Source organism: Qipengyuania psychrotolerans, from assembly GCF_019711355.1.
Lineage (GTDB): Bacteria > Pseudomonadota > Alphaproteobacteria > Sphingomonadales > Sphingomonadaceae > Qipengyuania > Qipengyuania psychrotolerans.
This window is the reverse complement of record NZ_CP081297.1, coordinates 1,932,422-1,952,771: the sequence shown is the minus strand read 5'-3', so window position 1 is coordinate 1,952,771 and position 20,350 is coordinate 1,932,422. Positions and strand designations below refer to the sequence as shown.

The 20,350-nt window shown below is 61.1% G+C and carries 20 protein-coding genes; 10 read left to right on the top strand and 10 right to left on the bottom strand.

Annotation, left to right across the window (positions count from 1 at the left end; translation table 11 throughout):
* The first annotated feature begins 23 nt into the window (after positions 1–23).
* The gene (locus K3166_RS09565; protein WP_221422030.1) at positions 24–461 is read left to right on the top strand and encodes a VOC family protein; all 438 of its coding nucleotides are present in this window, start codon (positions 24–26) and stop codon (positions 459–461) included.
* A gap of 10 nt (positions 462–471) precedes the next feature.
* Here K3166_RS09565 and nhaA read toward each other — a convergent pair whose 3' ends face one another.
* Positions 472–1,728 carry a Na+/H+ antiporter NhaA gene (nhaA, locus tag K3166_RS09560; protein WP_425594560.1) on the bottom strand — a complete coding sequence of 419 codons (1,257 nt, stop codon included), beginning with the start codon at positions 1,726–1,728 and terminating at the stop codon, positions 472–474.
* A 55-nt stretch (positions 1,729–1,783) separates the two neighbouring features.
* Between nhaA and K3166_RS09555 the strand changes: the two genes are divergently transcribed.
* From K3166_RS09555 to K3166_RS09535, 5 genes are all read left to right on the top strand, one after another.
* Complete coding sequence (locus K3166_RS09555) at positions 1,784–3,184, top strand: glycosyl transferase family protein (RefSeq protein ID WP_221422029.1); 1,401 nt, start codon at positions 1,784–1,786, stop codon at positions 3,182–3,184.
* Positions 3,181–4,293 (top strand): hypothetical protein, encoded by a 1,113-nt coding sequence (locus tag K3166_RS09550; protein ID WP_221422028.1) that lies wholly within the window; start codon positions 3,181–3,183, stop codon positions 4,291–4,293. The genes K3166_RS09555 and K3166_RS09550 overlap by 4 nt, the downstream gene beginning before the upstream one ends.
* A 46-nt stretch (positions 4,294–4,339) precedes the next feature.
* A complete protein-coding gene (locus K3166_RS09545; protein ID WP_221422027.1) occupies positions 4,340–5,245 on the top strand; it encodes a sulfite exporter TauE/SafE family protein in 906 nt (301 codons plus the stop codon).
* Positions 5,242–5,991: a TIGR02186 family protein gene (locus tag K3166_RS09540; protein ID WP_221422026.1), complete on the top strand. Its 750-nt coding sequence runs from the start codon at positions 5,242–5,244 to the stop codon at positions 5,989–5,991. The genes K3166_RS09545 and K3166_RS09540 overlap by 4 nt, the downstream gene beginning before the upstream one ends.
* 97 nt (positions 5,992–6,088) lie before the next feature.
* On the top strand, positions 6,089–8,092 hold the full coding sequence (locus K3166_RS09535; protein WP_247714598.1) for an ATP-binding protein: 2,004 nt from the start codon (positions 6,089–6,091) through the stop codon (positions 8,090–8,092).
* A 109-nt stretch (positions 8,093–8,201) separates the two neighbouring features.
* On the opposite strand, the gene K3166_RS09530 is transcribed toward K3166_RS09535, so the two are convergent.
* Complete coding sequence (locus K3166_RS09530) at positions 8,202–8,936, bottom strand: 7-carboxy-7-deazaguanine synthase QueE (RefSeq protein WP_221422025.1); 735 nt, start codon at positions 8,934–8,936, stop codon at positions 8,202–8,204.
* A 1-nt stretch (position 8,937) separates the two neighbouring features.
* On the bottom strand, positions 8,938–11,646 hold the full coding sequence (locus tag K3166_RS09525) for a valine--tRNA ligase (RefSeq protein WP_221422024.1): 2,709 nt from the start codon (positions 11,644–11,646) through the stop codon (positions 8,938–8,940).
* Positions 11,647–11,749: 103 nt separating this feature from the next.
* Between K3166_RS09525 and K3166_RS09520 the strand changes: the two genes are divergently transcribed.
* The 4 genes from K3166_RS09520 to K3166_RS09505 are packed head-to-tail and all read left to right on the top strand — an operon-like array spanning position 11,750 to position 15,308.
* Positions 11,750–12,859, top strand: a complete 1,110-nt coding sequence (locus tag K3166_RS09520; RefSeq protein ID WP_221422023.1) for an MlaE family ABC transporter permease — start codon at positions 11,750–11,752, stop codon at positions 12,857–12,859.
* Positions 12,859–13,755: an ABC transporter ATP-binding protein gene (locus tag K3166_RS09515; RefSeq protein ID WP_221422022.1), complete on the top strand. Its 897-nt coding sequence runs from the start codon at positions 12,859–12,861 to the stop codon at positions 13,753–13,755. Before K3166_RS09520 ends, K3166_RS09515 begins: the two co-directional genes overlap by 1 nt.
* Before the next feature lie 3 nt (positions 13,756–13,758).
* Positions 13,759–14,709: an MlaD family protein gene (locus K3166_RS09510; protein ID WP_221422021.1), complete on the top strand. Its 951-nt coding sequence runs from the start codon at positions 13,759–13,761 to the stop codon at positions 14,707–14,709.
* Between the two features lie 14 nt (positions 14,710–14,723).
* Complete coding sequence (locus K3166_RS09505; protein ID WP_221422020.1) at positions 14,724–15,308, top strand: ABC-type transport auxiliary lipoprotein family protein; 585 nt, start codon at positions 14,724–14,726, stop codon at positions 15,306–15,308.
* 47 nt (positions 15,309–15,355) lie between these two features.
* Here the strand turns inward: K3166_RS09505 and K3166_RS09500 are convergent, their stop codons facing one another.
* The 7 genes from K3166_RS09500 to crcB form a co-directional block, all read right to left on the bottom strand.
* The gene (locus K3166_RS09500; protein WP_221422019.1) at positions 15,356–16,489 is read right to left on the bottom strand and encodes an SMP-30/gluconolactonase/LRE family protein; all 1,134 of its coding nucleotides are present in this window, start codon (positions 16,487–16,489) and stop codon (positions 15,356–15,358) included.
* A gap of 122 nt (positions 16,490–16,611) precedes the next feature.
* Entirely contained in the window at positions 16,612–17,304 is a 693-nt protein-coding gene (locus K3166_RS09495; protein WP_221422018.1) for an ATP12 family chaperone protein, read from the bottom strand.
* Positions 17,301–17,510, bottom strand: coding sequence for a hypothetical protein (locus K3166_RS09490; protein ID WP_221422017.1), 210 nt, complete (start codon positions 17,508–17,510; stop codon positions 17,301–17,303). Before K3166_RS09490 ends, K3166_RS09495 begins: the two co-directional genes overlap by 4 nt.
* Positions 17,503–18,156 (bottom strand): HAD-IA family hydrolase, encoded by a 654-nt coding sequence (locus K3166_RS09485; protein ID WP_221422016.1) that lies wholly within the window; start codon positions 18,154–18,156, stop codon positions 17,503–17,505. The genes K3166_RS09490 and K3166_RS09485 overlap by 8 nt, the downstream gene beginning before the upstream one ends.
* Positions 18,153–18,752 (bottom strand): FMN-binding negative transcriptional regulator, encoded by a 600-nt coding sequence (locus K3166_RS09480; protein WP_221422015.1) that lies wholly within the window; start codon positions 18,750–18,752, stop codon positions 18,153–18,155. Before K3166_RS09480 ends, K3166_RS09485 begins: the two co-directional genes overlap by 4 nt.
* On the bottom strand, positions 18,752–19,885 hold the full coding sequence (locus K3166_RS09475; RefSeq protein ID WP_221422014.1) for an RluA family pseudouridine synthase: 1,134 nt from the start codon (positions 19,883–19,885) through the stop codon (positions 18,752–18,754). The genes K3166_RS09480 and K3166_RS09475 overlap by 1 nt, the downstream gene beginning before the upstream one ends.
* Positions 19,882–20,292, bottom strand: a complete 411-nt coding sequence (gene crcB, locus K3166_RS09470; protein WP_221422013.1) for a fluoride efflux transporter CrcB — start codon at positions 20,290–20,292, stop codon at positions 19,882–19,884. The genes K3166_RS09475 and crcB overlap by 4 nt, the downstream gene beginning before the upstream one ends.
* Positions 20,293–20,350 lie beyond the last annotated feature (58 nt).

Below are 20,350 nucleotides of genomic sequence, written 5' to 3'. Positions count from 1 at the left end.
GCCGCTGCGCCTAAGTAGGCGCCATGGTCAAATATCTTCACACGATGATCCGGGTCTCGGATCCCGCCGCGACAGTCGCTTTCTTCGAACTCATCGGGCTGGAAGAGATCCGGCGCTTCGATAGTGAAAAAGGGCGTTTTACGCTGATCTTCCTCGCCGCTCCCGGTCAGCAAGGCTTGGCTGAAGTCGAGCTGACCTACAATTGGCCACCTGAAGATGGCAGCGCGGCGGAGCAGTACGACGGCGGGCGTAACTTTGGCCATCTCGCCTACCGCGTCGACAACATTTACGACACGTGTCAGCGGCTGATGGACGCCGGCCACACCATTCACCGGCCACCGCACGACGGACACATGGCGTTCGTGAAGACGCTGGACGGCATCTCCATCGAATTACTGCAAGAAGGCAATCTCGACCCTCAGGAACCCTGGGCCAGCATGCCCAATACCGGCAGCTGGTAAGAACCTCGGCTTACGCGGCATCCTCATTGAGATAAGGTGACTTCTCGTCATCGGGATGATCGGTCGTCATGCGCAGGATCGTATAACCGACCACTGCTGATATGAACGAACCCATCAGGATGCCGATCTTGGCTTCCTCGATCAGCAGCGCATTGCCTGCAAAGGCGAGGCCGGAGATGAACAGCGACATGGTGAAGCCGATCCCGCAAAGGATCGAAACGCCCCAGATTTCTGTCCAGGACGCACCGCTTGGCCGCGGCGCGAAGCCAAGGCGGTCGGCGACCCAGATTGCCGACAGAATGCCGACCTGCTTGCCGAAGAACAGGCCAGCCGCGATTGCCAGCGGCAGCGGGGCGAAGACGCCCGCCATTCCCAGTTCGCCGATTTCCACGCCGGCATTGGCAAAGCCGAATACCGGAACGATGAGATAGGCGCTCCACGGCGCGAGATTATGCTCGAGATGCTCGAGCATCGTATCATCGTCCTTGCCGCGCATCGGGATTGCGAGAGCTGCTACAACGCCGGCAATGGTGGCGTGAACGCCTGAATTCAGGACCAGGAACCAAAGGACTACGGCCATCAGCACGAACGGCGTGTAAGCGGATACTTTCGCCTTGTTCATGGCGAACATCGCTGCGGTCACTGCAGCTGCGGCCACTAGCCACACGATTTTGAGGTTGGCGGTATAGAACAGGGCGATGACCAGGACCGCACCGATATCGTCGACAATGGCCACGGTCAGCAGGAAGAGGCGCAGCGATGCTGGCACACGGCTGCCAAGCAAGCCCAGCACGCCCATGGCAAAGGCGATGTCGGTCGCGGCCGGAATTGCCCAGCCGCGCGTCAGGCCATCTGCGCCTTCGGCATTGACGAAAAACAGGTAGACCGCAGCAGGCACGATCATCCCGGCTGCCGCCGCGAGGATCGGCATTTTGCGCTGGTCATTGTCGGACAGCTGCCCCTCGATCCATTCGCGCTTCACTTCCAGCCCGACCACGAAGAAGAAGATCGCCATCAAACCATCGTTGATCCACAGGTGCAGCGTATTCAGTTTGAAAATATCAGCGCTGAACAGCTCGCCGTGAAAAAGATGATGGTAATCGTCGGCAAATACCGAATTGGCTGCAAGCATCGCGGCAATCGCCACGAGGATGAGCAGGATGCCCGCAGAGGCATCGCTCACAAAGAGCGCACGCACGGGGGCAAAGACAAGGCGGATCGGGGATGGCCGGTTATTCATATCGAGGTGCTCTCTTTCGTAAAGCATCGCGCGTTGCAAGAGGGGATTCCCCGCGTTAGGGAGCGCACAGGGGGATAAAGGGTTGCCGGTCGCACAATTCACGTTTGCCGAGTGGCTTGCGCTGCTCCAGCACGAGCTGTTGCTGCTCGCTGCGGTATTTTTCGCCATCGGGCTGCTGGACGAACTGGCCGTCGATGCCAGTTATGCCTGGCTTCGGATAACCGGCAGGGCCGAAACTCCCAGAATTCAGGATGATGGACGCGCCGATCAGCTGATGTCAGGAATGGCAGCGGTTTTCATCCCGGCCTGGGAGGAAGACGCCGTCATCGGTCCCACGCTGGCCCATGCGCTGAGGTCCTGGGTTTTAGACGAATTGCGCATCTATGTGGGCTGCTATCGCAACGATGCGCCCACCATCGCTTCTGTCGCCGCAATCGCGCGCGATGATGATCGGGTCAGGATTGTCATCGTCGGCGAAGATGGGCCGACCAGCAAGGCGCATTGCCTGAACCGGCTTTACCGGGCGCTTCGCGAAGACGAAGACCGCTCCCAGACCAAGGCGCACATGGTCGTGCTGCATGATGCCGAAGACATGGTCGATCCTGCCGCTCTGGCGCTTCTCGACCGCGAGATCTGGGAGAAGGATTTCGTCCAGCTCCCCGTCATGGCCTTGCCGCCATCGCATTCGAACTGGATTGCGGGTCACTATTCGGACGAGTTTGCCGAATCCCACGCGAAATCGATGGTGGTACGCGATGCCCTGGGCTGCTCCGTACCCGGCGCGGGTGTCGGCTCCGCGATAGCGCGCCCGATGCTGAGCCGGCTGGCAGCTGCGCACGGCGGGGAGCCATTTGCGCGGCACTCGCTGACCGAGGATTACGAATTGGGACAACGGATCGGCGCGCTAGGCGGACGCGGGTGTTTCCTGCGCGTTCGCACGGCTGAAGGACGTTTGGTCGCGACGCGTTCCTATTTCCCTTCGGACATTCGATCTGCCGTGCGACAGAAAACCCGTTGGACCCACGGCATCGCCCTGCAGGGGTGGGACAGGCTTGGCTGGCATGGTAAATTCGCGGATCGCTGGATGACACTGCGGGACAGGCGCGGGCCACTGGCAGCCATTCTCTTGGCGGTCGCCTATGCCCTCGTCTTGTCGGCGGTGTTCTCGCACATCCTGGTGGAGTTCGGGGCGATCGCTCCGCTTAAACCGTCGCCATTGCTGCAGTATTTGCTGGTATTCACTTTTGCCGGCCTGGTGTGGCGCTGCCTGATGCGCGCTGCTTTCACGGCACGAGAGTACGGCTTCTTCCAGGGCGTGATCGCAATCCCCCGAATACTGGTGTCGAATATCATCGCGATCATGAGCGGCCGCCGGGCGATTGCCGCCTACTGGCGCACCCTGCGCGGAGCACCTGTAGTCTGGGATAAGACCGACCACCGTGATCATCCCGCGCTGGCGCTTGAACCACAGGTGGCAGGATGAGCGTCCCGGCAGCCGGAAGGCGCGGCCAACCGCTGATATTCCTGTTTTGCCTGATTGGCGGCTGGGCGATGCTCCGCGTCGCGACGTGGGAAAACCCGTGGCCGCAGCAGCTGGTACCCGAATGGATCGCGCCGGCGATGGAGCAACTCGCACTCGCACCGGGCCCCCACACCGAACCGGCTGCTGGATCGCAGGTGTCGATGGCATCGGCCAAGGCTTTGACCGTAAAAACCAATTCCGCACCGCCTTTGTTCGCCGAAAGCACGCGTGAACTGCTGGACGCCCAAGCAATAGCGCGCGAATTTGCGATCGGCCGCACGGTTGCAGGACACAATCTTGTCTGGATGTCGGCAATGTCGCGGCTCCCTATGCCGAACACAGTGGCAGCGGTGCTTGATGGACGGCGAGAGGCCGTTCCCGCTCCATCATACGTGGACGATGGAGAGACACGTCCGGCGCGCTGGCGTTTCGATGGCTGGCTGCAATTGCGCGGCGGTACCAGCAATGCGGCCACTGGCGGCGTCCGTCCCGCATCTTATGGGGCCAGCCAACTCGGTGGCGTGCTTGCATACCGCTTGTTCCCGAGATCTCAGCGTGATCCGGCGATTTACCTGCGCGCCTCATCCGCATTGCGGGAGTCGGGAGAAAGCGAGGCTGCCGTAGGGCTGCGCGCTCGCCCGGTAACCGGCCTGCCAATGTCTCTCCATGCAGAGCTCCGCGCCACGCAGCGCCCAGGCCGGACCGAGCTCCGCCCCGCGGCATTCGCAGTTATTGGCTTCGAGGATCGCGACCTGCCGCTCGGTCTTGGCGCGCGCGGCTATGCCCAGGCGGGATACGTCGGCGGCACATTCGCGACGGGGTTCGCCGACGGACACCTGATTGTCGACTATCCCGTCGCCAGCTTCGACCTGGGCAATGTGCGGACCGGTGCAGGGGCGTGGGGCGGTATGCAGAAGGATGCTGCGCGAATCGATGTTGGCCCTACGGCCAGCGTCGATCTCGAATTTGGCGAAGTGCCCGCACGGGTCAGTGTCGACTACCGCATTCGCGTGGCAGGCGATGCGGAGCCCGGTAACGGACCTGCTTTGACCCTTTCGACGGGCTTTTGACACGGTTCAGCTTTAATAGAGAGTGACCCTGCGATAGGGCAGCGCAATGGATGTCTATCTCCCCATCGCGAACTTGTCAGTGGACGGCCTGTTCATTGTCGCGCTGGGCGTGCTTACCGGCGTCCTTTCCGGTCTGTTTGGCGTAGGGGGAGGCTTCCTGACCACGCCGCTGCTGATCTTCTATGGAATCCCGCCAACCGTAGCTGCTGCATCGGCTTCGACCCAGGTGACTGGCGCAAGTGTCTCGGGCGTGGTGGCCTATTCGAAACGGCGCGGGGTCGATTACCGCATGGGCGCGGTCATGATTGGCGGCGGGATAATCGGTTCGGGCATCGGTGCCCTCCTGTTCAATTTTTTCCGCGCGATCGGCCAGATCGATGTGGTTATCAACGCGCTTTATGTTGTGCTGCTAGGATCAATCGGTCTGCTGATGGCCAAGGAATCCATCCAGACCTTGCGGGGAAGCAGCGGGACACAGGTTGCACGGCGGCGGCATCACCCGCTGGTTGCCAGCCTGCCATTTCGGTGGCGGTTTTATGGTTCCGGCCTGTATATCTCCCCCCTCGCGCCGCTGATTGTCGGCGTGCTGGTCGGCATTCTTACCATGCTGATGGGCGTGGGCGGCGGGTTCATCCTGGTGCCGGCCATGCTCTACATTTTAGGGATGAGTTCGAACGTGGTCGTGGGTACCAGCCTGTTCAACATCCTGTTTGTGACCATTGCGACCACGATCATGCATTCACTGACCACCAAGGCGGTCGACATCGTGCTGGTGGCGCTGTTGCTGCTCGGATCGGTGTCCGGCGCGCAGATAGGTTCCCAATTCGCCGTGAAAGCGAAACCGGAAATCCTGCGGCTCGTGCTTGCCGCAATTGTTCTGGCGGTGGCGTTCCGGATGTTCCTCGGCCTGTTCTACCGGCCGGATGAAATCTACACGGTGTATCCGCTATGAGGGTGGCTCTCCTCCTGATTGCGGCCCTGTTCCTGATGGGGCAGCGGGATCCGGTGCTCGTTCCGGAGGTCTCGCAGCACGAAGTCCAGGTCCGGCAGGGGTTTGTCGGGCAGGAATTGCTGTTGTTCGGGGCGGTCCTCGATCCCACAGGTGCGGCGGGGCGCGATTACGATATCGTGGTGGTCCTGAAGGGGCCGAGCGAACCCATCCGCCTGCGCGAGAAAGAGCGCTTCATCGGCGTCTGGGTCAATGCCGAAAGTAGCGATTTTCGTTCGGTGCCCAGCTACTTCGCGGTCGCATCCTCGCGCCCGATTACCGAAATTGTCGATCAGAAAACTGCTGCGATCTACGAGTTCGGCACGGAGTACATCCAGCTTTCGCCCAGCGGCTCCATCAACCCCGAAGAAGAGCGCCGCTTTGCAGCCGGTCTGGTCGATCTCAAACGCCGCCTCGGCCTCTACCGCGAAAATTTCGGCGGGGTGGAGATCAAGGAAAGCGTTCTTTACCAGGCGCGCATCGAGCTGCCGTCGAATGTGACAACCGGCACCTATACAGCCGAAACATTTGCCGTGAGCAGAGGGCGGGTCATTGCCTCTGCCGTCGCGGAAGTGGCGGTGCGCAAGGTCGGCTTTGAACGCTTTGTCGAAGACAGCGCCAATGATTGGGGCCTTGCTTACGGGCTGATCGCGGTCATGCTTTCCGTCGGCATGGGCTGGGGCGCAGGCCGCCTCTTCGCCCGCCTCTAACGCACCCTCGCGGGTCATCGTTGACGCGATTTTAACCGTTCTTCGGCATTCAGTCCCTGCAATATTGCGCAATCTGCATGAGGGGCGTGCGTTAGTTATGAATGACATGGGCAGCGGAAATTTCCGTACATTCGATCCTGCCAAGGAAGATGGCGCAGAACCACGCCAGCCGCGCGGCAACAGCCTTCGCGACCGTATCAAGCGTTCCGAGCAGGCGCAGCAGCCAGCATCAGGTGCATCGCGCTCAGGCTATGTCCACCAGCCGCAAGCGGACGCAGAGATGCAGCCACAAGCGCAGCCAAACCACGCGCCGCAGCCTGCCGCCGAACCGCAGCAGTCCGCTCCCGTACCCCAGCAGTCGGCACCCGCCCAGCCGCAGGCCGAGATACAGCCAACTCCTGCTCCCGCACCCGTTCGTGCCGAGAGCCCCGCGCCTGCAACCAAGCCCGAAGCAAAGCCCGAACGTCAGGAACAGCCGCAGCAACTGCAGGCCGCTCCAGGCGAGAACGGCGCGCAGCCAATCGGCGTCGTGCTCGAAATTTCGGGCGCTGGTTCGCAGGTTGCGATTGATCTCCAGCGCCTTGGCGAATGCTCCGAGGATGAAGACCCGTCGGTTGCAATGGCCGGACAGGTCGGTTCGCAGATCAAGATCCGCGTTGGCAACAATTGGCTGCTCGCCAGCGTCCGCAATCAGAAGCAGGACCGCAAGGCCGGCAGTATCCTCGCCAACATCGACTTTCTCGGTGAAGGCGTTGAAGAAAAGTTGACCGGCCGCCTCCACGGCTTCCGCCGCGGTGTGACGCGTTACCCGGTTCCCGGCGCAATGGTGTATCCGGCCAGTACCGCCGACCTCAAACAGGTTTACGCCAGCGATGGCCGCAGCGCGGTCACGATCGGCAGGGTTTATCCGACCAAGGACATTCGCGCCGGCCTCTATGTCGACGCCATGCTCGGCAAGCATTTCGCGCTGCTTGGCTCGACCGGTACAGGTAAATCGACAAGCGCGGCCCTGATCCTGCACCGGATTTGCGAAGCTGCGCCGGAAGGTCACATCGTGATGGTCGACCCTCACGGGGAGTACTCGGCCGCGTTCCGCCAGACCGGCGTTATCCTCGATGTCTCGAACCTCCAGATGCCGTACTGGATCATGAACTTCGAAGAACACTGCGAGGTTCTGCTGACCAGCAATGGCAATGACCGCCAGGTCGATGCGGACATTCTGGCCCGCTGTCTGCTCAAGGCTCGGCAGAAGAGCCGTCTGGCCGAACAGATGGGCAAGATCACGGTGGATTCCCCGATCCCCTATCTGCTGTCCGACCTTTCCAACGCCATCCAGGATGCGATGGGCAAGCTCGACAAGGCGACCAATTCAGCGCCTTACATGCGCATCAAGAACAAGCTTGATGAATTGAAGACCGACCCGCGTTACCAGTTCATGTTCTCGGGCATGCTGGTGGCCGACACCATGTCGGATTTCATCTCCAAGATTTTCCGTATGCCGGCAAACGGCAAGCCCATTTCGATCATCGACGTGTCGGGTGTTCCATCCGATATCACCTCGACGGTGGTCGCCGTGCTCAGCCGCCTGGTATTCGACTTCGCAATCTGGGGGCGCGAGGAGAAGACCACGCCGATCCTGCTCGTGTGCGAAGAAGCGCACCGCTATGTGCCGAGCGAGCAAAATGCCAATGGCAATTCGGTCGGGACTATCCTGTCGCGGATCGCCAAGGAAGGCCGTAAATACGGCATCAGCCTGGGCCTCATCACGCAGCGACCGTCCGACCTTGCGGAAGGCGTCCTGTCACAATGCGGTACGATCATTTCAATGCGCCTCAACAACGACCGCGACCAGGACTTCGTCCGTGCGGCGATGCCCGAAGGTGCACGCGGTTTCCTCGACGCCATCCCGGCACTGCGTAACCGCGAGTGCATCATCTGCGGCGAGGGTGTCGCCATTCCGATCCGTGTGAGCTTCGACAACCTCGAAGAGATCAAGCGTCCGGCATCGGAAGATCCCAGCTTTGTGGAGCTGTGGAGCCAGAGCGGCGGCGAAGAAGACATCGTCCAGCGCACCGTCCAGCGCTGGCGCTCGCAAGGCTGATCGCTTTTGTTCGAACCCGCCGCGGCGGGTTCGTCCTCGCTACGTGCTCAGCAATCTGCGTGCTGGGGGCTTACCATCCGCTAATTACGGATAGGTTTTCCGTAATCGGTCAGGTGCCGCGCGTATCGCCGAAGAGGTGGATGTGGAGCCGGTCGCTCATGCGAAAGCCGTGCTCGACGCATAGCGGGGCGAGCCATTTTTCGCGTTTCCAAAGCGTCGCGCTATCGGTGCCTTCGGGCATCAGGAACACGTGGCCTGGCTTGAAGCGGTAGCGATCCCTTAGCGCGATAACTTCGTCCACGTCCGAAGGCTGCGCGATCACGAACTTGAACCATGCGCGCGGATCGGTCGCGTAGGCATCGAGCCGTTCGGGGATGAGCGCCAGGTCCGCCGGATTGTCGCTATGTGCGAGCTTTGGGCTGACGTTGAACTGGTCGATCCTGATATCGAGCGGAGTGGGCGCCTTGGTGGTGCCGTTGGTTTCGACCTCCACCGTGATGTCCGGCAAAAGGCCAAGGAGCTTGGCGAGGGCCGGGGCCTGCAGCAACGGCTCCCCTCCCGTGATGACAAGGCGGGTTTGCCCTAGCGCGAGGATGCGCTCGGCTACGTCAGCCTCGTCCAGCGTGACCTGGTTGGCCTTGCGGTCAAAGGTCGCCCCATCGCGGTGCGGGCGGTCATCGCCCTCGAAATGCCAGGTGTAGGCGGTGTCGCACCACACGCACGCCAGGTTGCAACGCGACAGGCGCATGAAGGCGACCGGCATGCCGGCGCTCGGGCCTTCGCCCTGGACGGACGCGAAAATCTCCGGGCCGCCGGTGTCGTCGGTTGCGAGGACTAGCGGCACGTCATCCCAGCCGAACCAGCGCAGCTTCGAGGCGTTCGATTTCTGCCTTGTGATGGGCCAGGTCTGCGCGCGCCTTTTCGACAGCTTCGGGTTTGGCGCGTTCGACAAAATTCGCATTGCCCAGGCGGCCTTCAAGCGACTTTGCCTCCTTTGCCGAGGCTTCGAGGCCCTTCGACAAGCGCGCCTTTTCAGCGTCGATGTCGATCACACCCTCGAGCGGTACGATGAAGGCGTCATCGCCCGCAGCGACCTGCATGGCTGCCCCCGAAGGTGCTTCGCCGAAATGCACCGGAGTAAGACGCGCCAGCCGTTCGATCGCAGCGGCGTTTTCTTCGACAACCTTGCGCCCGAGCGCCGAGGGGGAGGGGCAGAACGCCTCCAGCTTCGCGCCGGGATTGATGCCGAGTTCGTTCTTCGCCGTGCGAACTGCACTGGTGAGCGCGATCAGCCAGTCGATTTCGGCCTTGGAACCTGCATCGACCTCTGCTTGCGGATCCGGCCATTTGGCGGTGATCAATGGATAGTTCGCGCGGTCGCCCTGGTTGAACCACAGTTCTTCCGTGATGAACGGCATGAACGGGTGCAGCATAACGAGGATCTGGTCGAGCGCCCAACCGGCGACCGCCTTGGTTTCCTCGTCGAAATTGCCTTTGATCAGTTCGATGTACCAATCGCAGAACCGGTCCCAGACGAAGTGGTAGATCGTGTTTGCCGCAGCATCGAAGCGCAGGTCAGCCAGCGCCTTGTCGAGCGTTTCCTGCGTCTCGACGACCTCGCCGATGATCCATTTGTTGACCGCAGAGTTTGCCTTGGGCGCTGCAATGCTGTCGCTCGCACCGATACCGTTCGACTGGCAGAAACGGGTCGCATTCCAGAGCTTGGTCGCGAAATTGCGGTAACCCTCGACGCGGCGCTCATCCATCTTGATGTCGCGGCCCTGGCTTTCCATCGCCGCCATGAAGAACCGTAGCGCATCCGCGCCGTATTGGTCGATCAGGCCCAGCGGATCGACCACATTGCCCTTGGACTTGGACATTTTCGCGCCGTCGGCGGCGCGAACCAGACCGTGAAGGTAAAGCTTGGGCCATGGAGCCTTGCCGGTCAGGTGCATGCCTTGCATCATCATGCGCGCATCCCAGAAGAACAGGATATCAAAGCCGCTGATCAGCAGGTTGTTGGGGTAATGCTTGTTGAACAGGCCAGTTTCGTCCGGCCAGCCGAGCGTGGCAAAGGGCCAGAGCGCGGAGGAGAACCACGTGTCGAGCACGTCTTCGTCGCGGGTGAGAGCAATGCCGTCGCCAGCCTGCGCCTGAGCATCCTCTTCGGTCATGGCGACATAAGCCTTGCCGTCTTGGTCGTACCATGCCGGAATTCGGTGGCCCCACCACAGCTGGCGGCTGACGCACCACGGCTGGATGTTGTCCATCCAGTTGAAAAAGGTTTTTTCCCAGCTCTTCGGGACGATTTCGATCGTTCCGTCCTTGACCGCCTCGATCGGAGCCTTGGCCAGCGTTGCGGCATCGACATACCATTGATCGGTCAGCCACGGTTCGATCACCACGCCGCCGCGGTCGCCGAAGGGCGTCGCGATAGTGCGCGGCTCGGCGTCATGCTCGACCGGCTCGCCTTCCTTGTTCTTGGTGACGTGCGGGATGAGGAAGCCAGCTTCCTTGAGGCGCTGGACCACCAGTTCGCGCGCGCCGTTCACGCCGTCTCGCTTGAAGCGGTGCAGGCCGATAAATTCATCCGGCACCAGACCGTCCGCCGTCTGGCAGACATTTGCCTCGCCATCGAGCATGTTTAGCATCTCGGCAGCCTTGAAGCCGGCGCGCTTGCCGACATCGAAATCGTTGAAGTCGTGTCCCGGCGTGATCTTCACCGCGCCCGAACCAAGCTCTGGATCGGCATGCTCGTCGGCAACGATGGGAACCCGGCGCCCCGTGATCGGCAGAATCACGTGCTTGCCCACGACGCTGGCATAGCGTTCGTCCGTTGGGTGAACGGCCACGGCCATGTCGGCGAGCATCGTTTCGGGACGGGTCGTTGCCACCTCGATAAAATCGCGCCCGTCAGCCAGCGTCACCCCGTCTTCGAGCGGGTATTTGAAGTGCCAGAAACTGCCCTTTAGATCCTGCGTCTCAACCTCAAGGTCGGAAATCGCGGTCTTGAGCTTGGGGTCCCAGTTCACCAGCCGCTTGTCGCGGTAAATGAGGCCGTCATTGTAGAGATCGACAAATGTCTTGAGCACGGCGCTGGAGAAATGCTCGTCCATCGTGAACTGCTCGCGGCTCCAGTCCATCGAACAGCCGAGGCGGCGCAGCTGGCGCGTGATCGTGCCGCCGCTTTCCTCTTTCCATTCCCAGACTTTCTTTACAAAGTCTTCGCGCGAGTAATTCGTGCGCTTGTCCTGCTTCGCCTCCATCTGGCGCTCGACCACCATCTGCGTCGCGATACCTGCGTGGTCGGTGCCAACCACCCATAACGCATCCTTGCCGCGCAGGCGTTCGTAACGGATCACGATGTCCTGAAGCGTGTTGTCGAGCGCATGGCCGATATGCAGGCTGCCGGTGACATTCGGCGGAGGGTTCACGATGGTGAACGGCTCTGCGTCCGCGCGCTCGGGGCGGAACAGGCCGTTTTCTTCCCAATGCGCGTACCAGCGCGTCTCGATATCGGCGGGGTCGAATGTCTTTGATAGCTCGGTGCTCATGCAGGTGCCAATGCCAGTGCGCATTGTGCGATGCAACGGGATATAGGATTTCGATGCTTACGCGCTTGTTTGCCGAGCCAAATCCGCCCATACGGGCAGGCGAATGACAGGGCTTGCACAATTTGAGGTTGTAGATGGGGACGGGGGTGCCACACTGGTGCTGACCGGGCCATATCTTGTGTCCTCGATTGGCGGCATCGACGAAGACATTCGCAGCATTGATGGCACCATCGCCAAGATCGACCTGTCCGGCGTGTCGGAAATAGACACGGTCGGTGCATGGCTCGCCAGCACACTGTCTTCGGAACATGATGCTGACATCGAAGGTGCAAGTTCGCGCGCGCAGCGGCTGCTCGATGCTATTGCCGGTCTTGGGGGCGAGGAAAAGATCGCCGCTCGCCGCCTCCCTTTCTGGAGCCGTGTGCCCGAAAGCATGGGCGAAAAGGTCTTCGATGCGCGCGACGGTGTAGTCGGCGTCGTCAGTTTTCTTGGCGCACTGCTCATTTCCACATGGCACCTGATCCGCCATCCGGGGCGTTTCCGCATCGTGGCGCTGGTTCGGCAGATGGAACTGGTGGGTATTTCCGCGCTGCCGATCATCGGTTTGATGAGCTTCCTGATCGGGATTGTGATCGCCCAGCAGGGTGCAGTGCAGCTCGCCCAGTTCGGCGCTGAAACACTGACGATCAATCTGGTGGGCCGGATCACCCTGCGCGAACTCGGCGTCCTGATGACGGCCATCATGGTCGCGGGCCGGTCGGGCAGCGCCTTTGCTGCCGAAATCGGCACCATGAAGCTCACCGAAGAAATAGACGCGATGCGCACGATCGGCATATCGCCGATGGAAGCGCTGGTGATCCCGCGGATTCTCGCCTCGATCCTGATGATGCCGCTGCTTGGCTTCTATGCCTCCTGCATGGCGATCATCGGCGGCGCGGTGATCGGTGAAACAATGCTCGGCATTCCGTTCTGGACGTTCCTGGTACGTATCCAGGAAGTAGTGCCCACCTATGATCTGTGGGTCGGATTGTTGAAGGCGCCTGTGTTTGGCCTCATTATCGGATTGTCCGGCTGTTTCAACGGTATGCAGGTCAAGGGCAATTCCGAAGAAGTGGGCCGCCGCACAACCTTGTCGGTGGTTGCTGCCATTTTCGCCGTAATCGTCCTCGATGCATTTTTCGCCGTGTTCTTCACCGAAATCGGGTGGGCGTGATGGCAGACGCAAGTCATGGCAAGCACGAGAGATTTCGCGGTGATTATCCGATCATCGTCGAAGGGCTCGTCAACCGCTTCGGCACGCAGACGGTGCACCAGGATCTCGATCTCAGGGTCCGGCGGGGCGAGATTATCGGCGTCGTGGGCGGATCAGGTTCGGGCAAATCGGTGCTGATGCGCTCAATCATCGGATTGCAGATACCCAAAGAGGGCGACATCCGGATTTTCGACAAGTCGATTACGGATGCGCAGCCCGACGAGGTTCTTGGTGTGCGCGACAGATGGGGTGTACTCTTCCAGGGCGGTGCGCTTTTCTCGACGCTGACCGTCGGCGAAAATGTCGAGGTCCCGCTCAAGCAGTTCTATCCCGACATCTCCGACAAATTGCGCCACGAAATCGCGCGCTACAAAGTGATGCTGACCGGGCTTCCTGAAGAAGCCGTGAGCAAATTTCCGAGCGAGCTTTCAGGCGGCATGAAGAAGCGCGCAGGCCTGGCCCGTGCACTGGCACTCGATCCCGAGTTGCTCTTCCTCGACGAACCGACGGCCGGCCTCGATCCCATTGGCGCCGCCGCATTCGACCGGCTGACGCGCGAACTTAAGGATACGCTTGGCCTCACGGTCTTCCTGATCACTCACGACCTCGATACGCTGCACGAGATTTGTGACCGGGTTGCGGTGATCGCGGACAAGCGAGTCATCGCGGTCGACACGGTTCCGAACCTGATGGAACTCGACCATCCGTGGATCCAGGAATACTTCAACGGGCCGCGCGGACGCGCCGCCCTGACAGCGCAGGCGCTCGACGAATTGCGCCAGCATATGGACATGCCGATCGCCGCAAATGCGGTCAAAGCGTTGGACAAAACGCCTTCTGGCAAGGATAAGGCCTAACCAATGGAAACACGGGCAAATTACATCTGGGTGGGGGCCGTGACGCTCGCAGTGCTCGCCGCTCTGGCGCTCTTCATCGTGTGGCTCGCGCGGTGGGGCGAAGGTGCGCAGAAAGAATACGACATCTTCTTCAAGCAGTCCGTCGATGGCCTCGCCAACGGCAGCCAGGTCAGCTTCGCCGGTGTTCCGGTGGGTCAGGTCAGCCAGATCGTGCTGTGGGACAAGGATCCCGAATTCGTCCGCGTGCGCATCAGCGTGAAAGAAGAAGTCCCTGTACTCGTCGGCACGACCGCGACTATCCAGGGCAGCTTCACCGGCGTATCGGCGATCCTGCTGGACGGCGCGCGCAGCGGTGCACCTGCTGTAACCTGCGAGACAACCGCCTGCACGGAAGGCGTACCGATCATTCCACCGAACGATGGCGGCGGACTTGGTGCCGTGCTGTCCAACGCTCCGCTGCTGCTCGAGCGCTTGGCGACCCTGACCGAGCGGCTGACAGAGCTGCTGGATGAAGAGAACCAGGGCGAGATTGCCGGTATCCTCGCCAATACGAATACCATGACCCAAAGCCTGGCGCAGACCGCGCCGCAGTTCGAACGCACCATGGCAGAGCTTCAGATTACTCTGCGCGAAGCGAGTGAGGCTCTGGACGAATTCGAGAAGGTCACCGCATCGACCGACCGCCTGCTCAATCAGGAAGGCGCGCAACTGGCGCAGGAACTGCGCAAGACGCTGGCTTCGGCTGGCGGCGCTGCCAAGGCGCTGGAACAGACGCTCGAAGAAGCGCGACCGGCGACCAAGCAATTGACCGAAAGCACATTGCCCGCCGCAGAGGCGACGCTGCGTGATCTGCGCGCGACCAGCAAGGCGCTGCGCAATGTGACCGAGAAAATCGACGAACAGGGTGCAGGGGCGCTGCTTTCCAGCCAGCCGCTGCCCGAATACGAACCGTGAGACAGGATACCGCGATGAAAGCTACCAAGACCCTCGCGATCCTCGCCCCGGCCCTGCTGCTGGGCGGCTGCGTGAGCTTTGGCGCAGAGCCGCCGGAAAGCTTGCTGACCCTCACGCCCACGGCCACAGCACCGGCGGGCTCTGGCGGATCGAGCGAAGAGGGCACGGCCATCGTGCTCATGGAGTTTCAGGCTCCTGCCGCGTTAGACGTCACACGTGTGCCGGTGCAGGTCACCGATACCCAGCTCGCTTATCTCAAAGACGCCGTATGGGTGGAAAAGCCCGCTCGCCTATTGCGCCGACTGATGGCCGAAACCATTCGAACCCGCTCGAACCGCGTGGTCATCGATGGGGACGATCCTGGCGCATTGGCCAGCAACCGGCTGACCGGAACACTGCGCCAGTTCGGCTATGACGCGTCCACCTCGAGCGTGGTGGTGATATTCGACGCCGTGCGTCCGGGCGAAGGCAATGCAGTCGAAACGCGCCGCTTCGAAGCCGTTGTACCGGGCGTCACGGCTGATGTGCAGGGCGTGGGTCCGGCACTCAACCGAGCAGCGAACGATATCGCGGTGCAGGTTGCAGACTGGGTGGGTTAGCCGAAGGTCTGCTTACGACCTGATTGCGGACAGAAGCTCGTAATCCGTCACTCGCTGTCGGTCGCAACTACAGGCGATTTACGCAACCGTCCAAGTTCGTGCGTTTCTAGCGAAGAAATATAGATCCAATCATCGCTTTCCACGGCGCCCGTAGTGGTGGGGTAGCTGCCTTGAGGATCTTGCAGCGATTGCAGCACTTCGCCATCTTCATCGATCTGGATCACATGGCCATAGGGATCCGCAACCGGCTGCAAAGCCTGCGGGAGGCGAAATCCAACTTTGCGTGCAAAAGGAGACTGCGCCGCATCGTCCAAGGTTTTTGAACGCGGGGCGACCAATCCGACCCAATAAGTCTGCTTGCCATCAACCATCGCGCCGCGATTGATATTGTCAGGAAAGCCGGGCAAGTTTTCGATCAGGCGCTCCGTCTGACCCTTCTTGGGACCAGCGACATAGATGCGATCGATAGAGTACGATCCCGTTTCGGCACCCAAGAAACAATCGCCATCAGGACACATGGCAACACCATTGGCAAAGCTGTAACCGGTGGTGACGATAGCTGTCTTACCGGTTGCGGGGTCGTAGGATAGGAAACGCCCAGTCTTTCCGTGCTCGAAAATTTCGAGCAGGCTGGCCGCCATTGTGCTCCCTGTGGCTTCCGCCCCGAATTTGGTCGAGGCATCGGAAAAATAGATCACTCCGTCAGGCGCAATGTCGAGATCGTCTGCATAGAGTATCGGCGAACCGTTCACTTCGTCCGTCAGGACTTCCACCGTGCGGCCATCTGGGCTGATCGAGAGCAGCCCGCGATAGGCATCGGCCACTATGAAGTTGCCTTCCGCATCGCGCTCCATTCCCAGCGGCACACCGCCCGTATCAGCAAACACTGAGCCGGTGCGGCTTTCCGTATCGATGCGCAGTATCACGCCTGTTTGCGAAGTGGTGTAGACGATCTCGCGGCCATCTTCCTGCGCTACGACAAAGTCTTCCGGCCCGTGCACCCCTTCCGGCAAGGGAATGCGATCAAGATTGGCGAGCCGCGTATTTACAGCAAAGTCTCCCGTAAAACCTTTGTCAGCGGGTGCCCGCCACGCCTGTGGCGCAATCGGAATCGGCCATAAAGTAAGGTAGGCTGCCAAAAGCAAAATAGCGACGATCCCAGCCCTAACCGCGGATTTCATGGCGTGCTCCAAACATTCAGTATCTCGGGTATTCAATCAATGCGCCAACCCTGCAAGCAGAGTTTGTCCGGCACTGGAGTCGAATGTACCCGTAACTTCCACTAGCCACCCAATACAAGACATCAGCCAACAGCCCGAGCAAACTCCATTGCGGCGAGAAAATCAGCCTTCCGCCTGGCGCGCCGTTCTTCAGCTTCTTCCTCGCGGCCCCAAAGGTCGGCTTGCCATTCTTCTTCGAGGCTGGCGGCGGCCCATAGGGCTTCACCGTCTGCACCTTCTTCCAGCGCTGCGAGACCTACGCACAGCGATGCGGAGAGCGAAGTCAGCAGTTCGAGTGCGGCCAGCTGGAGGGGCGGCAGCTCGGCCAGCCGTTGCCGCAGCTTCTTGAGTGAGCCATTCGGCTGCGCCTTGTGGACGATGCCGCTCACGCGGTGCAGGCTGATGCCTTCCCGGGCTTCCAGCTCGGTGATCAGCGGCTCCCACAGTTCCTGCTGGCGGCGATAGAGTGCCTCTTCGGGGTCCGCGCGGTAACAAAGCGTATCGGTCTCCGCAAAACCGATCAGCTTGTCGATGATCTCTGCCGGATCGCGCGCCACGACATCGAGTGCGTAATCCGTCATGTCACGAAAGCGGAACGAGGAGGGAATGATCGTCTCGCCTTGGGAGCGCCATTCGGTAGCAAGCATTTCGGCCAGCTGCTTGCTGGCGACGACTTGCGGTGCCCCGGAAGGCGTCTTGATCGGGCGCCCGTCGAGCATGACGTGCCATCCAAGATCGCTATGTGCGAGGGTCACGTCCTTGTAGAAACGCTTCATCCCAGTTTCTTCCACTGCTTGACCAGAAACCATGGCAGGAAGAAAAACTCGAGTGCTCCCAGAACTAGCAGGATCCCGCCGACAAATGCCGGCAAGGCGACCAGATCGGCGAGGATCAGGATCCCCGCAAAACACACCGCGAGCGCGCAGGCGCGCACTGCCTGGAGCGTCCAGAAACGCTTCGCGGCGATGTCTTCCTCACTCACGGATCAAAGCCTCCAGTTCTTCCATCGTATCGGCCACGCCAATGGCCCCGGCACCGCGTAATTCAGCCGGTTCGTGATAGCCCCACGATACGCCGATCGCGCGTACCCCGATGGCCTGTGCCATGTCGATATCAAAGGTAGTGTCGCCGATCATCACCGTATCGGCGGCGACCACGCCTGCTTCATCGAGGGCTGCCTGGAGCATCGCGGGATGGGGCTTGGAAGGATGGCGGTCCGCGGTCTGGAGCGTGACAAAGCGGTGCTTGATTTCGTGCTTGTCGAGACACGCATGTAGGCCCCGGTCGCTCTTGCCCGTGGCAACGCCCAGCAACCAGTCGTCTGCTCCCAGCCGTTCGAGCAAGGCGGCCATGCCATCGAACAAGGGTTCGTGCAGCGCGCCCGACAGGCGTGTTTCGCGGAACAGGCGCTTGTAGGCGTCGACCACTTGAAGCCGGTCGACCTCGCGCCCGCCCATCATCAATTGCTGCACCGCGACCGGCAGGCTGAGGCCCACGGTCCGGCGGATCGCGCTGCGCGGTGGTGGCGAGCTGCCGATGGCTGCAAACGCCTGCTCCATCGTCTCGCACACGGCGGCCTGTCCATCGACCAGCGTGCCGTCGCAATCGAACACGGCGAGGCGGCTCATGCCGTGATCTCGCGCATCAGGTTGGCAATGGCGGATTTGCCGCGGGCATCATGTCCGGCAGCAATGCGCGCGCGTTCGGCTGCGTTTTTCTTTTGCGAAAGTTTGAGCGTGGGGCGCCAGTCGCTCACCTGCATCTCGAAGCCTGTAATGCCATTGAGCAGTGCTTTCCAAACGACCTCGCTGGTTTCGCTGGCCTGCCACGGCTCGCCTTCGATGCGGCCCTCGAACTTGACGATAATTGCGTGGAGGAAATCTTCCAGATCGGCTTCTCCGAGCTGTTTAACCTGTCCCTGCATTTCGATGGCTGCATAGTCCCAAGTCGGCACCGTATCGCGGTTGTCGTACCATCGCGGACTGACATAGGCGTCGGGACCGGTGATGGTGATGAGTGCCCGTGACCCCGCCAGGTGCGGCGTAAGGGCGTTTCGGTTCGCCAGATGGAACCGTATGGAACCGTTCCCGTCAGACAGCACCGGCGTATGGGTCGCGTGCGGACCGTCGGGCAGAGATGCAAACACCGTGCCGAAGCCGATTTCGTCGATCATGCTTTCCAGAAGCGCGTGGTCATTGGTTCGGAAAAGCGGGTTGGGATGCATCAGCGCGGGGCCTTCGGCTTGCTGCGCGCCGTGGGCTTGCCTTCCGGCGTGCGCCGACCGCGCCGTTCACCCTTGCGGGATTTGCGATAGTTTTTCGCGTGCTGGCGGGCCTGCTGCTTCTTCTCCTCGCGGCTCTTGGGCGGAGGATCATCGCGCATTGGTGTCGCATCGCTGGCGTTCACGTCAAACCCGAGCTGCTCCAGCGACTGGGCAAAGTGGTCCGGCAAATCGGCCGTCACATCCAGCTTCCCGCCGTCAGGGCTGTCGATAATGAGACGCCGTGCGTGGAGGTGCATCTTGCGGCTGATCGAGCCGGTCAGAAACGCTTCCTTGCCTCCATATTTGCCGTCACCCACGATCGGGTGGCCCATGGCTGCGCAGTGAACGCGGAGCTGGTGAGTGCGCCCGGTCATCGGCTGCAGTTCGAGCCATGCGGCGGTCTTGGCGGCTGTTTCCACGACGCGGTACTTGGTTTTCGCAGGCGCGCCGCCTTCATGGTCGACGTGCATTTTCTCGCCGCCCGAACCGGGCTGCTTGGCCAGCGGAGCCTCGATCACGCCTTGCTTGATATCGGGGACACCGACGACCAGCGCCCAGTAAACCTTTTTCGCGCTTCGGCCGGAGAACCGCTTGGAGAAATAGGCTGCGCTGCCCGGTGTGCGCGCGACCAGCAGGACGCCGGAGGTATCCTTGTCCAGCCGGTGCACAAGGCGAGGGCGAACTTCTTCGCCTTCTTCGATGAAGGCATCCAGCAATCCGTCGACGTGATTGAACGTATTGGTACCGCCTTGCGTGGCGAGCCCAGCCGGCTTGTTGAGCACGAGGGCCGACTTGGTCTTGGCGATGACCATTTCATGCGCCTGCTCGATCTCGGCATCGCTCAGTTCGCGCTTGGCCTTCGGCTGCTTGTGCGGCGCATCGCCGCCCGGCGGCACGCGGATTTGCTGGCCCTTCTCGATTCGGTCTTCGGGTTTCACCCGCTTGCCATCGATCCGGATCTGTCCGGTACGCGCCCATTTGCTGACCGTGCCGAAGCCGATCTGTGGCAAATGACGCTTGAACCAGCGATCGACCCGGATGCCGTCGTCATCGGCTTCGACTGTGAACTGGCGAACTTCGTCTGAGGTATTCATCCTGCCATCCTCATTACCGCAAGGCCGACCATGAGGCCGGTGATGCCGAGCGCAAAGGAAAGAACCGCGTATAGCGTTGCAAAAAGATATTGTCCGCGCTCAAGCAGCATCACCATTTCGAGGCTAAACGCGCTGAAGGTGGTGAAACCGCCAAGCAATCCCGCACCGATTAGCAGCCGTGTCTGTTCGCTGGGGGCGGCGCCCTGCCGCATCAGCCATCCGGCGAGCAAACCCATCAGCAGGCTGCCCAGTGCGTTGACTGCTAGCGTGGCAAAAGGGAAGATGCCCATGATCGGCGCACCGAGCCACTGGGTCATGGCGCGGCCGGTCTGATAGCGCAGGGCCGCACCGACACCGCCGCCGATGGCGACATGGAGGGTGGCAACTAAAGGAGAGAGGGTGGACATTGCGCGCTCCCCTAGCCGCTCGCGCCGGTTTGCGAAAGGCAACACTGCACGCTTGCCT

Excerpts from the sequence above, each read along its gene's own strand:
- K3166_RS09515 (WP_221422022.1), top strand. The coding sequence starts at position 12,859 with ATGGCAGACGCAAGTCATGGCAAGCACGAGAGATTTCGCGGTGATTAT.
- K3166_RS09540 (WP_221422026.1), top strand. The coding sequence starts at position 5,242 with ATGAGGGTGGCTCTCCTCCTGATTGCGGCCCTGTTCCTGATGGGGCAG.
- K3166_RS09565 (WP_221422030.1), top strand. The coding sequence starts at position 24 with ATGGTCAAATATCTTCACACGATGATCCGGGTCTCGGATCCCGCCGCG.
- K3166_RS09475 (WP_221422014.1), bottom strand. The coding sequence starts at position 19,885 with ATGAATACCTCAGACGAAGTTCGCCAGTTCACAGTCGAAGCCGATGAC.
- crcB (WP_221422013.1), bottom strand. The coding sequence starts at position 20,292 with ATGTCCACCCTCTCTCCTTTAGTTGCCACCCTCCATGTCGCCATCGGC.
- K3166_RS09525 (WP_221422024.1), bottom strand. The coding sequence starts at position 11,646 with ATGAGCACCGAGCTATCAAAGACATTCGACCCCGCCGATATCGAGACG.
- K3166_RS09485 (WP_221422016.1), bottom strand. The coding sequence starts at position 18,156 with ATGAGCCGCCTCGCCGTGTTCGATTGCGACGGCACGCTGGTCGATGGA.
- K3166_RS09480 (WP_221422015.1), bottom strand. The coding sequence starts at position 18,752 with ATGCATCCCAACCCGCTTTTCCGAACCAATGACCACGCGCTTCTGGAA.
- K3166_RS09520 (WP_221422023.1), top strand. The coding sequence starts at position 11,750 with ATGACAGGGCTTGCACAATTTGAGGTTGTAGATGGGGACGGGGGTGCC.
- K3166_RS09495 (WP_221422018.1), bottom strand. The coding sequence starts at position 17,304 with ATGAAGCGTTTCTACAAGGACGTGACCCTCGCACATAGCGATCTTGGA.
- K3166_RS09510 (WP_221422021.1), top strand. The coding sequence starts at position 13,759 with ATGGAAACACGGGCAAATTACATCTGGGTGGGGGCCGTGACGCTCGCA.
- K3166_RS09500 (WP_221422019.1), bottom strand. The coding sequence starts at position 16,489 with ATGAAATCCGCGGTTAGGGCTGGGATCGTCGCTATTTTGCTTTTGGCA.
- K3166_RS09545 (WP_221422027.1), top strand. The coding sequence starts at position 4,340 with ATGGATGTCTATCTCCCCATCGCGAACTTGTCAGTGGACGGCCTGTTC.
- K3166_RS09505 (WP_221422020.1), top strand. The coding sequence starts at position 14,724 with ATGAAAGCTACCAAGACCCTCGCGATCCTCGCCCCGGCCCTGCTGCTG.
- nhaA (WP_425594560.1), bottom strand. The coding sequence starts at position 1,728 with ATGCTTTACGAAAGAGAGCACCTCGATATGAATAACCGGCCATCCCCG.
- K3166_RS09535 (WP_247714598.1), top strand. The coding sequence starts at position 6,089 with ATGAATGACATGGGCAGCGGAAATTTCCGTACATTCGATCCTGCCAAG.
- K3166_RS09550 (WP_221422028.1), top strand. The coding sequence starts at position 3,181 with ATGAGCGTCCCGGCAGCCGGAAGGCGCGGCCAACCGCTGATATTCCTG.